This window comes from Pseudofrankia sp. DC12, from assembly GCF_000966285.1.
Classification (GTDB): Bacteria; Actinomycetota; Actinomycetes; order Frankiales; family Frankiaceae; genus Pseudofrankia.
In genome coordinates, this window is record NZ_KQ031391.1 from 6531291 (window position 1) to 6546179 (window position 14889).

Annotated in this window: 12 protein-coding genes and 1 pseudogene; 9 read left to right on the forward strand and 4 right to left on the reverse strand. The window is 72.9% G+C overall.

The features are described 5' to 3' along the window. Positions 1 to 1086, forward strand: a complete 1086-nt coding sequence (locus FRADC12_RS26455) for a TIGR03857 family LLM class F420-dependent oxidoreductase (RefSeq protein ID WP_045878647.1) — start codon at positions 1 to 3, stop codon at positions 1084 to 1086. 67 nt (positions 1087 to 1153) lie between these two features. Continuing rightward, positions 1154 to 2272, forward strand: coding sequence for a phosphotransferase (locus FRADC12_RS26460; RefSeq protein ID WP_349305912.1), 1119 nt, complete (start codon positions 1154 to 1156; stop codon positions 2270 to 2272). 78 nt (positions 2273 to 2350) lie between these two features. Here the strand turns inward: FRADC12_RS26460 and FRADC12_RS26465 are convergent. The 3 genes and pseudogenes from FRADC12_RS26465 to FRADC12_RS26475 form a co-directional block, all read right to left on the reverse strand. Then, a pseudogene (locus FRADC12_RS26465) lies at positions 2351 to 2800 on the reverse strand (cytochrome P450); the annotation flags it as partial. A 287-nt stretch (positions 2801 to 3087) separates the two neighbouring features. Beyond that, a complete protein-coding gene (locus FRADC12_RS26470; protein ID WP_045878649.1) occupies positions 3088 to 3504 on the reverse strand; it encodes an organic hydroperoxide resistance protein in 417 nt (138 codons plus the stop codon). A 254-nt stretch (positions 3505 to 3758) separates the two neighbouring features. Beyond that, a complete protein-coding gene (locus FRADC12_RS26475) occupies positions 3759 to 4826 on the reverse strand; it encodes a TerC family protein (protein WP_045878650.1) in 1068 nt (355 codons plus the stop codon). Between the two features lie 282 nt (positions 4827 to 5108). Between FRADC12_RS26475 and FRADC12_RS26480 the strand changes: the two genes are divergently transcribed. Then, entirely contained in the window at positions 5109 to 6449 is a 1341-nt protein-coding gene (locus tag FRADC12_RS26480) for a PucR family transcriptional regulator (RefSeq protein ID WP_045878651.1), read from the forward strand. Positions 6450 to 6762: 313 nt separating this feature from the next. Here FRADC12_RS26480 and FRADC12_RS26485 read toward each other — a convergent pair whose 3' ends face one another. Continuing rightward, on the reverse strand, positions 6763 to 8577 hold the full coding sequence (locus tag FRADC12_RS26485; protein ID WP_045878652.1) for a phosphoenolpyruvate carboxykinase (GTP): 1815 nt from the start codon (positions 8575 to 8577) through the stop codon (positions 6763 to 6765). A 141-nt stretch (positions 8578 to 8718) separates the two neighbouring features. Here FRADC12_RS26485 and FRADC12_RS26490 point away from each other — a divergent pair, with 141 nt between their 5' ends. The 6 genes from FRADC12_RS26490 to FRADC12_RS26515 all read left to right on the forward strand — a co-directional run bounded on the left by FRADC12_RS26490 (position 8719) and on the right by FRADC12_RS26515 (position 14869). Continuing rightward, a complete protein-coding gene (locus tag FRADC12_RS26490; protein WP_045878653.1) occupies positions 8719 to 9051 on the forward strand; it encodes an ArsR/SmtB family transcription factor in 333 nt (110 codons plus the stop codon). Between the two features lie 70 nt (positions 9052 to 9121). After that, entirely contained in the window at positions 9122 to 9598 is a 477-nt protein-coding gene (locus tag FRADC12_RS26495; RefSeq protein WP_045878654.1) for an NADH-quinone oxidoreductase subunit B family protein, read from the forward strand. Then, positions 9595 to 11604: a proton-conducting transporter transmembrane domain-containing protein gene (locus FRADC12_RS26500; RefSeq protein ID WP_198153054.1), complete on the forward strand. Its 2010-nt coding sequence runs from the start codon at positions 9595 to 9597 to the stop codon at positions 11602 to 11604. The genes FRADC12_RS26495 and FRADC12_RS26500 overlap by 4 nt, the downstream gene beginning before the upstream one ends. Further along, positions 11601 to 12563, forward strand: coding sequence for a respiratory chain complex I subunit 1 family protein (locus tag FRADC12_RS26505; protein ID WP_045878655.1), 963 nt, complete (start codon positions 11601 to 11603; stop codon positions 12561 to 12563). The genes FRADC12_RS26500 and FRADC12_RS26505 overlap by 4 nt, the downstream gene beginning before the upstream one ends. A gap of 12 nt (positions 12564 to 12575) precedes the next feature. Beyond that, on the forward strand, positions 12576 to 13355 hold the full coding sequence (locus tag FRADC12_RS26510) for a hypothetical protein (RefSeq protein ID WP_045878656.1): 780 nt from the start codon (positions 12576 to 12578) through the stop codon (positions 13353 to 13355). Continuing rightward, positions 13352 to 14869, forward strand: coding sequence for a proton-conducting transporter transmembrane domain-containing protein (locus tag FRADC12_RS26515; protein WP_198153055.1), 1518 nt, complete (start codon positions 13352 to 13354; stop codon positions 14867 to 14869). Before FRADC12_RS26510 ends, FRADC12_RS26515 begins: the two co-directional genes overlap by 4 nt. The last annotated feature ends 20 nt before the right edge of the window (positions 14870 to 14889 follow it).

Genomic DNA, 14889 nt, shown 5'->3' on the forward strand with positions numbered 1-14889 from the left:
ATGTCCACCGATCAGCTGACCGAGCTGGGCTTCTATACCCTGGCAGGCCATTCCGCCACGCCCCGCGACCTGGTCACGGAGGTGCGGGCGGGCGAGGACCTCGGTCTCGGGACCGTCTTCGTCTCCGAGCGGTTCTCGACCAAGGAGGCCGCGGCCCTGTGCGGCGCGGCGGGTGCCCTCACCGAGCGGCTGGGCGTCGCGACGGCGGCCACGAACCACCACACCCGCCACCCGATCGTCACCGCGACCTTCGCGACGACCATGCACCGGCTCACCGGCGGCCGCTTCGCGCTCGGGCTCGGCCGGGGCTTCGACCTGTTCTGGAAGGCCGTCGGGCTCCCGCCGGTGACCGCCGCCCAGATCGAGGACTTCGCCGGCCTGATGCGCCGCCTCTGGCACGGCGAGATGGTCCTCGGCCACGACGGCCCGGCCGGCAAGTACCCCTACCTGCAGCAGGACGCGGACTTCGACGAGGACATCCCGCTGATGATGGCGGCACTCGGCCCGAAGACCCTGGAACTCGCCGGGCGCTGCCTGGACGGCGTCGTGCTGCACACCTTCTTCTCGGGCAAGGCGCTGACCGACTCGATCGCGGCGGTCCGCCGGGGCGCCGAGGCGGCCGGCCGCGACCCCGACAGCATCCGGATCTGGTCGGTGCTGGCCACGATCGGCGACCACGTCGCCCAGGAGCACGTGCTGCGCAAGACCGTCGGGCGCCTCGCCACGTACCTGATCGGGTACGGGGACATGCTGGTCCGGGTGAACGACTGGGACCCGGCGGTTCTCGCCCGGTTCCGCGAGGACGAGCTCGTCAAGGGGTTCCGCGGCGCGTTCGACGCGAAGGCCGACGAGAAGGAGCTGGAGCATCTCGCGACGCTCCTGCCCGACGAGTGGCTGGCGGCCAGCGCCACCGGCACGCCCGAGCAGTGCGCCGACGCGGTGGTCCGCCAGTTCGGCCTCGGCGCGACCGGCGTCGTCCTGCACGGAGTGTCGCCGGACGAGCTGGTCCCGGTCGTCGAGGCCTACCGGAAGGTCCGGCCCGCGGCGGTCTCGGCCCTGCCCGCGAACCCCGGCCGGATGTCGTGACCAGACCGTCAACGAACACCCGGTCGACGAACGCCTCGTCGCCGAGCACTCAGGTGAGGGACGCATGATGAGCGGCAACCTGCCGAACCCGGACCTGGACGAGGTCGCTCCCGGCGAGTGGGTCCTCGACGATCCCGCCGACGTCACCCCGGCGTGGATGACCAGCGTGCTGCGCGCCGGCGGTACCGACCTCGACGTGGCCGGGCTGTCGTACGAGCCGATCGGCACCGGCCAGCTCGGCGCCAGCTACCGGTTCGTCCTGGACGTCCCGGATGCCGGGCCTGACGCGCCGCGGACCGTGGTGCTGAAGATGGCGACCGGGCCCACCGAGATCAGGGACCTGATCGGCCTCGGCTACCGCACCGAGGTCAACTTCTACCGCCTGTTCGCCCCGGCGGCGCGGATCCGGGTCCCGCGCTGCTGGAGCGCCGACATCACCGCGGACGCCCGCCGGTTCACCCTGGTGCTGGAGGACGCCCACCCCGCCTTACCCGGCAGCCAGGTCGCCGGGTGCACCGCCGAGCAGGCCGCCACCGCGGTCCGCAACCTCGCCGGCCTGCACGCGTCGTTCTGGAACGACGAGACCCTCACCGGTGACGGCCACCAGTGGCTGCGCCGCGGCGACGAACGGGCCCTGATCGGCTTCGGGCGGCTGCTCGTCAGGGCGGCCGCCGACTTCGTCGAGCGGTTCCGGGCGGTGCTCCCGCCCGAGGACGCCGACACGCTGACCCGGACCGCCGACGCGATGTCCGGCTGGGGCCGGCGGATCGCCGGGCGCCATTCCCTGATCCACGGCGACTACCGGCTCGACAACCTCCTGTTCGCCGGCGGCGGCGACGTCACGGCTGTCGACTGGCAGTCACTCGAGGTCGGTTTCCCCGGCCGCGACCTGGCCTACTTCCTCTCGACCGCCCTGCCGACCGAGCTGCGCCGGACCGACCAGAAGGCGCTGGTCGCGGCCTACCACGAGACCCTGGTCGGCTTCGGCGTCGCGGACTACTCGCTCGACGACTGCTTCCTGGACTACCGGCTCGGCATGCCCCAGGGACCGCTCATCACCGTGCTCGGCTGCATGTACAGCGCCAGCGCCCCGACCGAGACCTCCGACCGCATGTTCCTGTCGATGGCCACCAACGCCTGCGCGGCGATCCGCGACCTCGGCACCCTGGACCTGCTGTCGTCCTGACCGTCGCCGCGTGCGCCGGGACCAAGGCGACGGACGGACCTTGGTGGTCACGGTTCCTCAGGTCGAGAAGTCGAACGGTCAGGCCAGCGTGTAGCGGATCGGGAGGCACTTGGGGCCGCCGACGAACAGGGTTCGCATGTACTCGGGCTCGCCGGCCAGCTCGACGGAGCGCAGCCGGGGGATCAGCTCGGCGTAGAGGGCGCGGCCCTCCAGGCGGGCCAGGTGGGTGCCGAGGCAGTAGTGCGCGCCGAAGCCGAACCCGACGTGCTTGTTCGGGGTCCGCCCGACGTCGAAGGTGTCCGGGCGCTCGAAGACGTCCTCGTCGCGGTTCGCCGACGGGTAGGAGAGCAGGACCGCCTGGCCGGCGGCGATCGGGACGCCGTGGACCTCGGTGTCCCTGGTCGCGGTCCGCATGAAGTGCTTCACCGGCGACACCCAGCGGATCATCTCGTCGACCGCCGTGGTGATCAGGGCGGGGTCGGCCGCGAGGCGGCGCTGCTCGTCGGGGCGGGTCAGCAGGGCGTGGAGGCGGCGGACCGGGCCGGGAGACGTGGCTGTTCAACCGGTACCCCGGGGCACGCTGCGACATCGAGAGCATCGAGTACTCGTACAGCTTCTCGGCCGATCTCGAGCAGGAGTGGACCTGGAGCGAGCTGTTGCCGGGACAGGCCGAGACCTGCCGTCGTTCCGCCGGCGCTGCGACGAGATCGCCGCCGCCGGCTACACCGGCTTCAAGATCTCCTAGCCGGCGGCGGCCGCCGCGCGCGCGACGCCGTCAGTCGCCACCGGCTCCATCGGAGGCGAGCGTCGCGCGGTCAGACGACGGTGAGGGCGACCTCGACGTTGCCCCGGGTGGCGTTCGAGTAGGGGCAGACCTCGTGCGCCTTCTGTACCAGCGCGGTAGTGGTCTCGCGGCCGAGGCGGGGGGCGTGCACGTCGATCTCGACGGCCAGGCCGAAGCCGCCGTCGGGCCGGGCGCCGATGGACACGCTGACCGACACCTGCGAGCCTTCCAGGTCGGCCTTCTCCGACCCGCCGACGAGCTTGAGCGCGGAGTGGAAGCAGGCGGCGTAGCCCGCGGCGAACAGCTGCTCCGGGTTGGTGGCCCCACCGGTGCCGCCCATCTCTTTCGGAATCCGGACGTCGACCGAGAGCACGCCGTCGTCGCTCTCGGTGTGGCCGTTGCGGCCGTCACCCGAGGCGGTGGCCGTGGCAGTGTAGATCGCTTCCATTGTTCCTCCGATCGCCGGGCGTCGATCGCGTTTCGATCGATCGGGCGCAATCATATTGCACACTAGTTATCGAACGCAAGGATGGATTCGGCCCGTAGATCGCCGTCTGGGTCCTGATGGTCGTGCTGAGGTTCCGTCCACAGCCGCTGACGCGCCGAAACCGCGATCAGGGTCGCGAGGGCGCCGGCGCGACGGGACAGCCGTGGGCCGGGCGGCCGGCGGGCTGCGCCGACCACTCGGCCCACGGATCGGGGCTATCTCCTGGCGAGGTCCCCCGCGCCCTGACCGACCGGTCGCGGTTCGCCCTCGGCGGAGCCGTCGAGGTCCCCGTCGAGCGCCGGCCCGGTCGCGCCCGCGAGCGCGGCGGCAGTGGCGCCAGCCTCGGCAGGCGATCCCGGCTCGGCCGGCTGCTCCGGTGCCGGCGTCAGCAGCGACCAGATGACCGACGCGGTGAGCACGACCCCGATCACGCCGAGCGAGACGGCGATCGGGATGTGCACGACGTCCGTGAGCAGCATCTTCGCGCCGATGAACGCGAGGATGACGGCGAGCCCGGTGCCCAGGTGGTGGAACCGGTCGAGCGCCCCGGACAGCAGGAAGAACAGCGACCGAAGCCCGAGGATGGCCAGCGCGTTCGCCGTGTACACGAGGAACGTCTGGTCGGTCACGCCCAGCGCGGCCGGCACTGAGTCGAAGGCGAACAGCACGTCGGCCGTCTCGACCGCGACCAGGACCGCGAGCAGCGGCGTCGCGACGAGGACGCCGCGCCGACGCAGCAGGAACCGCTGGCCCTCGTACTGGTCCGTCACGGGGATGACACGGCGCAGCAGCCGGACCGCCCTGCTCTGGCCCGGGTCCATGTCGACCTCGCCGGACCCGCGCACCATCTTGATCGCCGTGTAGACCAGGAACGCGCCGAACAGGTAGATCACGACGTGGAAGGCGTTCAGCAGCGCCATGCCGCCGGCGATGAAGGCGAACCGCAGGACCAGCGCGCCCAGCACGCCGTAGAACAGCACCCGATGCTGGTACTGCCGGGGCACCTTGAAGTAGCCGAAGATCAGGGCGAAGACGAACAGGTTGTCGACCGAGAGGCTCTTCTCCAGCAGCCAGGCCGCGGTGTACTGCCCGGCCGCCGCCGGCCCCTGCCAGGCCCAGATGACCAGGGCGAAGCCGAGACCGAGGCTCACCCACAGCGCACTCCACAGCGCCGCCTCGCGGAACTTGATCACGTGGGCTCGCCGGTGCGCGAGCAGATCGAGGGCCAGCAGGGCGACTAGGGCGGCGACGAAGGCTGCCCAGGCCCAGATGGGGACGTGCATGACCGTTCCTCCAGGTGAGTCCGGGTAGGCGGTGGGATCGGCGGCGGACGACAGGTCGGCCGCCGCGGGCCTTGGCCCGGTGCTGGCCGGGGCGAGTGGTTCGGTGTCCCGGCGGGCCGGCTTGGCCTACATCCCATTCAACGGGCCGCGGCCTTGCAGACCCACGGCAGGAACAGTGCGATGTGCGCGACGTTGCCTAGGATTCGATTGCCGACACTCGGCAGGAGGCGGCGGTATCCGGAGCCGTTCGCGGTGGTGATCAAGCGGGACGGAGGGTGACGGGTGCCGGTCGAGGACGAGCTCGACGGCTCGGCGGCGCTGCCGGGAACGAGCCTGACCAGGCTGCCCCGCGCGGCGGTGCTGGCCGCCCAGGACGCCCGGCTGCCGGCCAGCCTGCTCGGCGACTACCTGCCGACGCTCGCGTCGGCCGCCGAGACCGGCCGCCGGCTCGCTGCGGCGGAGCTGGCCCGCTTCCACGGGCTCGGCCAGGCGGCGGCCGAGTCGGGGGCGTCGCTGCGGGCGCTCGTCGACCTCTACCTGTCCGCGACCTGGCGGGCCTGGCCGTCGCTGCCGGCCGTGCGCGCCGCGGGCACCCGCAACGAGGCCGACCGGACGCGGGCGGCGGCTGCCGCCGTCCTGCGGGCGAGCGACGACGCGGTCGCCGCCGTGTGCGAGGGCTACGAGGCGGCCCGGGCCGCGCGAGCCAGGGCCGAGGAGGCACTGCGCCGCGAGCTGATCGACGACCTGCTGACCGGGACGTCGACCGACCCGGGCCTGGTGCTCGAACGGTCGGCCGCCTTCGGGCTGCACCTGGAGGCGCCGCACGTCGTGCTCGTCGCCGCCGGCGAGCGCCGGTTCGTCGACGGCCGCGGGACCAGCCGCGCGGTGGACGCGGCGCTGCGTTCGACCTGCGCCACGGAGCCGCTCGTCGCGGTCAAGGACGGCCTGCTCGTCTGCGTGGTGCCGCAGGAGATCGCCGACAGCACGCCGGCGGATCCGAGCCGGCCGGACTCGCCGGGCGCCGGACCGCCCGCCGCCGGTGCCAGCCAGCCGGGACCAGGCGGGGGCGGCTCGTCGTTCTTCACCCCGTTGCGGAACGCGTCCGCCGCCGCCAGCGGGGCGCCCCGGGCGCTCGGGGCGCTGACCGCGGCGCTGTCGGCGGCCGCCGGCTCACCGCCGTGGCGGGTCGGGGTCAGCCGCCCGCGCACGGGCGTGACCGGCACGCGGATCGGCTTCGCCGAAGCGTCGTCGGTGGTCGAGCTGGCCGGCCGCCTCGGCCTCGTGCGCCAGCCGACCCACGCCGACGACCTGCTGATCTTCCGGGTGCTGCTGCGCGACCGGGAGGCCCTGGTCGAGCTGGTGGACAGCGTGCTGGGCCCGCTGCGGACCGCGCGCGGCGGTGCGGGCCCGCTGCTGGACACGCTGGACGCCTACTTCGCGGCGGGCGCCGTCGCGCTCGCGGCCGCGCGCCGGCTGCACCTGTCGGCACGGGCGCTCACCTACCGGCTGGCGCGCGTACACCAGCTCACCGGGCACGACCCGACCGCGCCGACGGACCGCTACGTGCTGCAGACAGCGGTGCTCGGCGCCCGCCTGCTGGACTGGGACCCGCCGGCCCCCTGACACCGGCGGGGCACCCTGCCGGGCTAGGCCCGTTCTCCGCACGTGCACCCTATGGCCAGGACGAGTGATCTCCTGTCGGCCCACCGTCCGGCAGCCGGGTGTCCGGAGGGTGAAATCTGACAGGATTCAACTTGTTCGATCACAGCGGGTGCGGGTTGTCGGTGCGAGCCCCACTTCATGATCAAAAATGGCACGTCGGGGCATCGAAACCCCATGCGCGGAAGACAGGGCTAGGCCGCCCCGGCGCGGCCCTGAAGGTTGCCGCCGCCCCGCGGTGGTGCCGGTGCGGCGGTCCGCGACCGAGCCTGCGAGGTCACCGCAGCCGGTCTGCGAGTGTCGCGAGTTCGATCCACAGGGCGTCGGGGAGGCGGGTTCCGAGGCTGTTGAAGTAGCGGCTGATCAGGACGGTCTCGCGTTCCCAGGCGGTGTGGTCGACGGACAGGAGCAGGTCGAGGTCGTCGGCGGCGATGTCCAGGCCGTCGGTGTTGAGTGCGTCGGGTGTGGGGATAACGCCGAGCTGTGTGCGGCGCCCGTGGGCGGTGCCCTCGAGCCGTCCGGCGATCCAGGCGAGGACGCGGCTGTTCTCGCCGTAGCCGGGCCAGAGGTAGGCGCCGGTGTCGGGGTGCCGGCGGAACCAGTTGACGTAGTAGACAGGCGGGAGGTGTGCACCGGGGTGGGTGGCGAGGGTGAGCCAGTGGGTGAGGTAGTCGCCGATGTTGTAACCGCAGAACGGGAGCATGGCGAACGGGTCCCGGCGTAGTTCGCCGAGGGCGCCGGTGGCGGCGGCTGTGGTCTCTGAGGAGACGGTGGCGCCGAGGAAGACGCCATGCTGCCAGGAGGTCGACTCGACGACCAGCGGCACGGCAGTGGCGCGACGGCCGCCGAACAGGATGGCCGAGATCGGTACGCCGGCCGGGTCCGCCCATTCCGCGGCGATTGTCGGGCACTGGCTGGCGGGGACGGTGAACCGGGCATTGGGATGCGCCGCCGGGCCCGTGGACTGGGGCGTCCAGTCCTGCCCCCGCCAGTCGGTGAGGTGCGCGGGGGCCTGCTCGGTCAGTCCCTCCCACCAGACGTCGCCGTCGTCGGTGCGGGCGGTGTTGGTGAAGATCGTGTTGCGGTGGATCGTGTCGATGGCGTTGGGGTTGGTCGCGGGGCCGGTGCCGGGTGCGACGCCGAAGAAGCCGGCTTCGGGATTGACGGCGTAGAGCCGCCCGTCCTCGCCGAACCGCATCCAGGCGATGTCGTCACCGATGGTCTCGACCCTCCAGCCTGGGATGGTCGGGACGAGCATGGCGAGGTTGGTCTTGCCGCACGCGCTCGGGAAGCCGGCCGCGAGGTAATGGGCGTTGCCCCGCGGCCCGGTGAGTTTGAGGATCAGCATGTGCTCGGCGAGCCAGCCGGAGTCGCGGGCCATCACCGAAGCGATCCGCAGCGCGTAGCACTTCTTGCCCAGGAGGGCGTTGCCGCCGTAGCCGGAGCCGTAGCTCCAGATCTCCCGGGTCTCCGGGAAGTGCACGATGTACTTGGTGGGGTTGCAGGGCCAGGTGACGTCGGGCTGCCCGGGGTGCAGCGGCGCGCCGACGCTGTGTACCGCGGGGACGAAGAAGCCGTCTTCGCCGAGCTGGTCGAGAGCGGCCGAACCCATTCTGGTCATCACGCGCATCGAGACGGCGACGTAGGCCGAGTCGGTGATCTCGACTCCGAGCGCGGAGATCGGTGAGCCCAGCGGTCCCATGCAGAACGGGACGACGTACATGGTGCGGCCGCGCATGCAGCCCGCGAACGCCCCCTGCAGGGTGGCGCGCATCTCGTCGGGGTCGGTCCAGTTGTTCGTCGGGCCGGCGTCGTCCGGGCTCTTCGAGCAGATGAAGGTGCGGTCCTCGACCCGGGCGACGTCGCCGGGATCGCTCGCGGCGTAGTAGCTGCCAGGCCGCTTGTTCTCGGCGAGACGGATGAAGGTGCCCTTGTCGACCAGTTCGGCGCAGAGCCGGTCGTACTCCGCGTCGCTGCCGTCGCACCAGTGGACCTGGTCGGGACGGGTGAGGTCGGCAATCGCGGTGACCCACCGTGACAGCGCCGCATGCCGCGTCGGTGCCGGCTGCAGGCCCGGGATTGTGGCAGGCATCTCCCACCCCTTTGACAGACTGTTGGTAAGTCGAACTATATTCCTTCTATCTGAAGAACTCGTCAGGTAGTCAAACATGAAGATCGCCAACTGTCGGCGCCCACCCTGGTCGACGGCTGGCCACGCGGCGAGGGAGGACGTGTGACGACGCCGCTGTACCAGCTGAAGGCGGAGTTCTTCCGGACCCTGGGCCACCCGGCGCGCATCCGGGCGTTGGAACTGCTCAGCGAGCGCGAATGGTCGGTGGGCGAGCTCGTGGCCGAGATAGGGCTGGAGACCTCGCACCTTTCTCAGCAGCTCGGTGTGCTGCGCCGTGCCGGCCTGGTGACCACCCGCAAGCAGGGCACCACGGTCTACTACGCCGTCGCGTCCCCGGAGATCGTCTCCTTGCTGGCGGTCGCCCGCTCGATCCTGACCGGCGTACTCAACGAGCAGGCGGAACTGCTTCGCGACCTGCTCGCCACGGAGCCGTGACCATGATCACACGACGCGGGTCCACCGTTCGCGACGACTGCCTGGAACGACGAATCATCTCGAGAGGACCATGGGACTGTTCGCCGCAATCCGACGCGTGGGCCGCATCGCCGAGCCCGCCCCGCCGCCGCCCGGGGCAGCGGCTGCACCGGCACTGCTGCGTGGGTCCCTGCAGTTGCGGCACGTTGACGCCGGCTCGTGCAACGGCTGTGAGATCGAGCTCGGCGGGTGCTTCTCGCCGGTGTATGACGGCGAACGGTACGGCACACGGCTGGTGGCCAGCCCACGCCATGCCGACGGGCTGCTGGTGACGGGAGTCGTCACCCACAACATGGCGCAGGCGCTGCGGGACACGGTGGAAGCCACCCCGCAGCCACGCGTGGTGATCGCCGTGGGCGACTGCGCGCGTAACTGCGGGGAGTTCGCCGGCGGGTACGGGGTGCTGGGGCCGGTCAGCGACGTCGTCGCCGTGGACGCCGAGGTGCCCGGCTGCCCACCGGCCCCGGCGGAGATCATCCAGGTGCTTCGCCAGGTCAGCGGCCGGTGAGTGCCGCCGTTCTCGCCGCGGTCCTCGCCGCGGCGACCGTGCTGGCGTGCCTGGCGGTCCTCACCGTGCCGTCCCGGGCGCTGCCCACGGTCGCCGGCGCTGGGATCGGCGTCGTCGGCGGGGCCGGGGTGGTCTACGGCGTGGCGGCGATCGGCGGTGGGCTCGCGCCGGTGAGCGTCGGTTGGCTGGTGCCGCTGGCCGGGCTGCGGCTGGCCGCGGACGCGACCGGTGGGCTGTTCATGGTGGTGACCGGCGCGGTGGGAGTCGCCGTCGGGATCTACACCGTCGGGTACGCCGCGCACGGCCACCTGGGCCGCACGCCGCTGTCGGTGCTGCCGTTGTTCCTGGGGTGCATGCTCGGCGTCCCGCTGGCCGACTCGGTCACGACGTTCCTGCTCCTGTGGGAACTGATGGCGCTGAGCAGCCTGCTGCTGGTGCTCACCGAGGCGCGCCGCCGCGAGGTGCGAGACGCCGGTCTGTGGTACGCGGCCATGACCCACCTGGGGTTCGTCGCCGTCCTGATCGGCCTCGCCGTGTTCGCCGCGGCCGCCGGCGCGCAGGGATTCCCAGAACTTCGCGCCGGCGCGGCCGGCCTTTCCCCGACCACCAGGACGGCGGTGTTCCTTCTGACGGTCACCGGTTTCGGCTCGAAAGCGGGCCTGGTGCCGCTGCACGCGTGGCTGCCTCGCGCGCACCCGGAGGCGCCCGGACCGGTGTCGGCCCTGATGAGCGCAGCGATGGTCAACCTCGGCATCTACGGCATCCTGCGCGTAGATGTGGCCCTTCTCGGCTCAGGCCCGCGCTGGTGGGGGCTGGTGCTGCTGGCCGCAGGGGCGGTCACGGCGGTGTTCGGCGTGCTCCAGGCGTGCGTCGCGACCGACCTCAAGCGGCTGCTGGCTTACAGCACCAGCGAGAACATGGGCCTGATCTGCGTGGCGCTCGGGACCGCGATGGTGCTCACGGCCTCGGGCGGCACGAGGGTCGCCGCGGTGGCCATGACGGCGGCACTCGTGCATGTGGTGGGCCACGCGGCGTTCAAGGCGCTGGGCTTCCTCGCGGCCGGCGCGGTCACCACCGCGACCGGCCGGCGTGACCTCGACGCCCTCGGCGGCCTCGCCCCACGGATGCCGAGCACCACGGCCGCGTTCGGCGTCGCGGCGCTCGGCGCGTCCGGGCTGCCACTGGGCTGCGGCTTCGTCGGCGAATGGCTGCTGCTGCAAAGCCTCGTCCATGCCCTGCCCGCCGGCGGCACGACGGTCGCGCTCGTCATGCCACTCACAGTCGGCGTCGTCGCGTTGACCACCGGGCTGGGGGTCGCGGCCATGGTGAAGGCGTTCGGGGTGGGCTTCCTCGCCCGGCCCCGCAGCGCCGAAGCGGCGGGCGCGCGTGAGGTCGGCCGGCCGATGGCCGCCGGCATGGGCCTCGCGGCAGTGGCCTGCGGCGTGCTGGCGGTGGCACCCGCCGTCCTGGCCCCCACGGTGTCGCGGGTCCTGCTCGAGCTGCCGGGCGGCCGGGGTACCCCGCGCCCGCAGTTGGGGGTCCTGTTGCGGCTGCCCGGGGCCGGCGGGTCGATGTCCCCGGCGTGGCTCGCCTTCGGCGTCGCCGCCGGGATGCTGGTGGCCTTCTGCGCGACCCGGTGGCGTGCCCGCCGCCGCCCGCCGCCGCGGGCAGCCGAGCTGTGGGCCTGCGGCGGCGGTGCCCTCAACACGCGGATGCAGTACACCGCGACGTCCTTCGCCGAGCCGTTGCAACGGGTCTTCGACGGTGTGCTGCGCCCGGACATCGAGCTGGCGGTCACCCCCTACCGCCAGGCGCCCTACCTGGTGGCGAAGGTCGCCTACCGGTCGCGGCTGCGGGACGCCCTCGAGACCTCGCTGTACACGCCTGTGATCCGGATGGTCGCCGCGGCCGCCCGGATCGCGCGGCGCGCCCACAGGGGCAGCATCCATGTCTACCTCGCCTACGGCGCGGCCGGCCTGATCGTCGCCCTGGTGGTGGCCCGGTGAGCGCCGCCGGCGCGGCCGGCCTGGCGCTGCAGGTGGCAGCGGCCGCGGCCGGCGCGCCGCTGGTCGTCGGCACCATGCGCCAGGTCCGCGCGCGTCTCGAGGGCCGGGCGGGGGCCGGCTGGGCACAGCCGTGGCGCGACCTGCGCAAGCAGCTCGGCAAGCAGCGCCTCGATCCGGCCGGCACCACGGTCGTGTTCGCCGCGGCCCCACTCGTGCTGGCCGGAACCAGCCTGCTGATCGCGGCCATCGTGCCGGCGGTCACCACCGCCTCCCCGCTGGACCCGGCAGCCGACCTTTTCGCCGTGGTCGGGCTGCTCCTGGCAGGCACGGTCGCGCTGGCGTTGGCCGGGATCGACACGGGCACGGCGTTCGGCGGGATGGGCGCGAGCCGTGAGGCCACCATCGCCGCACTCGTCGAACCGACTGTTCTCGTCGCCGGCTTCGCTCTGTCCGTGCCGGCGCACTCGTCGAACCTCGGCAAGATCGTCGCTGCTACGGTCGATGACCCCGGCCGGGTCGCGTCACCCGCGGCCGTGCTCGCGCTCGCCGCGCTGGCCGTCGTCGTCGTCGCCGAGACCGGCCGGCTGCCGGTCGACAACCCCGCCACCCACCTCGAGCTGACGATGGTCCACGAGGCGATGATCCTGGAGTACACCGGACCGCGGCTCGCGCTGATCGAGTGGGCGACGGCGATACGCCTGACCGTGCTGCTGTCACTGCTGGCGAACCTGGCCGTCCCGTGGGGGATCGCGGGCGCCGGGAGCGGAATCGTGGGCCTGCTGGTGGGCCTCGTCGCGGTCGCGGGCAAAGTCCTGCTGCTCGCCGTGGCGCTCGCCGGCGCGGAGGTCTTTCTCGCCAAGCTACGGCTGTTCCGAGTGCCGGAGCTGCTGGCCGGGTCGTTCCTGCTGGGGCTCCTCGCGGTGACCGCCTCCTACTTCCTCGCCACCCCGACGGGCTGACCGGGAGCGCGGATGACGACAGTGGCCTACACCGACCTGCTGTACCTGGCCGCCGGCCTGCAGCTGCTGTGCGCGATCGGAGCGGTCTGGCGCCGCCAGCTCGGCCCCTCGGTACACCTGCTCAGCGTCCAGGGCACGGCACTGGCCGCGATCCCGTTCGTCAGCGGGCTGTACCGCCACGAGGGGCACCTGGTCGCCGTAGCGCTCGCCGTCCTCGTGCTACGCGCCGGCGTGCTGCCCCGGCTGGTCTCGCGGCTCGTCCCCTCGGCCGCCCGCCCGGCCGCCGACTGGACGGACGGTGGCCGGTACATCGGCCGCGGCCCGGACCTCGGCCACCTGCGGGGCACCGGCAGCACCACGCCTCCCGACCTGCACACCCCGGGCGGCCCGGAGGAGACCCGCGAGGCCGCCCCGCTGGTCAGCACCACCGTCTCGCTGCTGCTGACCGCCGCGCTGACGGTGCTGGCCTACGCCGTCAGCCGTCCGCTCGTCAGGCTTGATCCCAGCCCCGCCACTCATGCCGCACCCGCCGCCCTGGCCGTCACCCTCATCGGACTGCTCGTCCTGACGACCCGCCGCCGCGCCGTGTCCCAGGTGATCGGTTTCCTGACACTGGACAACGGGATCGCCGCATTGGCGTTCCTGCTCACCTCCGGGGTCCCGCTCGTCGTCGAGCTCGGCGCGTCACTGGACCTGCTCCTCGCCGTCCTGGTCGTGGCCGCCCTGACCGGTCGCATGCGGACGAAATTCGGCGGCACCGACCTCGCCGAGCTCCAGGAGCTGCACGAATGACCACCACCGCGACCACCGTGTCCACCGCGGTGACGGCCACCCCGTGGGTGACCGCGGCCATGGTCGCACCGCTGCTGGCACCACTGGCCGGCGCCGCGGTCGTCGGCGTCGCCGGCTGGCGCCGCGCGACCGGGTACGCCAGCGTCGCCGCCGCCGCCGCCACGCTGGTCAGCGGCGGAGTCCTGGCCGCCACCGTCGCCGACGGGCATGCGTTCGCGGGCGGGCGGCTGCTGCGAGCCGACGCCCTGAGCGCCGTCATGACGATCGTCATCGGCGCCGTCGCGACGCTCGCCACCTGGGGCAGCATCTCCTACCTCGACACCGAACGCGCCCGCGGACACACCACCCCCGCCCGCGCCCGCGCCTACGGCGTCCTCGTCAACCTCTTCCTCGCGACGATGGCCCTGGCCGTGCTGGCGAACAACCTCGGCGTGGTCTGGGTCGCGATCGAAGGCACGACCGTCGCGACCGCCTTCCTCGTCGGACACCGCCGGACCCGCGCCTCGCTGGAAGCCACCTGGAAATATGTGATCATCTGTTCGGTCGGGATCGCTCTGGCGTTCCTCGGCACGGTCGTCCTGTACTTCGCCAGCGTCCACGCTGGTGCCACGGGCGGGGGCGGCCTGGACTTCGACGCACTCGCCGCGGCCGCCCCCCGTCTCGACCCGGACGTCACCCGTCTCGCCATCGCCCTGCTGCTGCTCGGCTACGGCGCGAAAGCCGGCCTGGCGCCCTTCCACACCTGGCTCGCCGACGCCCACTCGCAGGCCCCGGCCCCCGTGTCGGCGCTGATGAGCGGAGTCCTGCTCTCCGTCGCCCTCACCACCCTGCTCCGCGTCAAAGTCATCTCCGACGGGGCGCTCGGCCCCGGGTTCCTGCGCGCCGGACTGCTCACGCTGGGCCTGGCGACCCTGCTGGTCGCCGCGCTGCTGCTCGTCGGGCAGCGCGACTACAAGCGGATGCTCGCCTACTCCTCGCAGGAGCACATGGGCCTGCTCGCCCTCGCCGCCGCGGCCGGCACCGACCTCGCGATCGCCGCGCTGCTGCTGCACGTGCTCGCGCACGGCCTGGGCAAGGCGGTGCTGTTCCTGTCCGCCGGGCACCTGCAGCTCGCCCACGACTCCACCGCCATCGCCGACGCCCGCGGCGTCCTGGCCCGCGGCCCGCTGCTCGGCACGGTCTTCGCGGTCGGCCTCGCCGCCCTGCTCGGCCTGCCCCCGTTCGCCCTGTTCGCCTCCGAGATGGGCATCGCCCGTGGCACCGCGAACGCGCACCTCGCCGGGCCGCTCGCCGCCGCCCTGATCGCCGTGCTGGTCGCGTTCGTCGCGCTGACCCGCCACGGCATCGACCTCCTGGTCGGACCGGCCGCACCAGACGGGCCGCAACTGCGGCTACGGCCCACCGCCGCGGCGCCGCTGGTCGCCGGCGTCGTGGCCTGCGTCGCGCTCGGCCTCACCGCCGGGCCGCTCGACCACCTCCTGACGACGGCCGGCAGCCTGCTGGCGCCACGGTGACCCGAGCCAGCAGCCAGCAC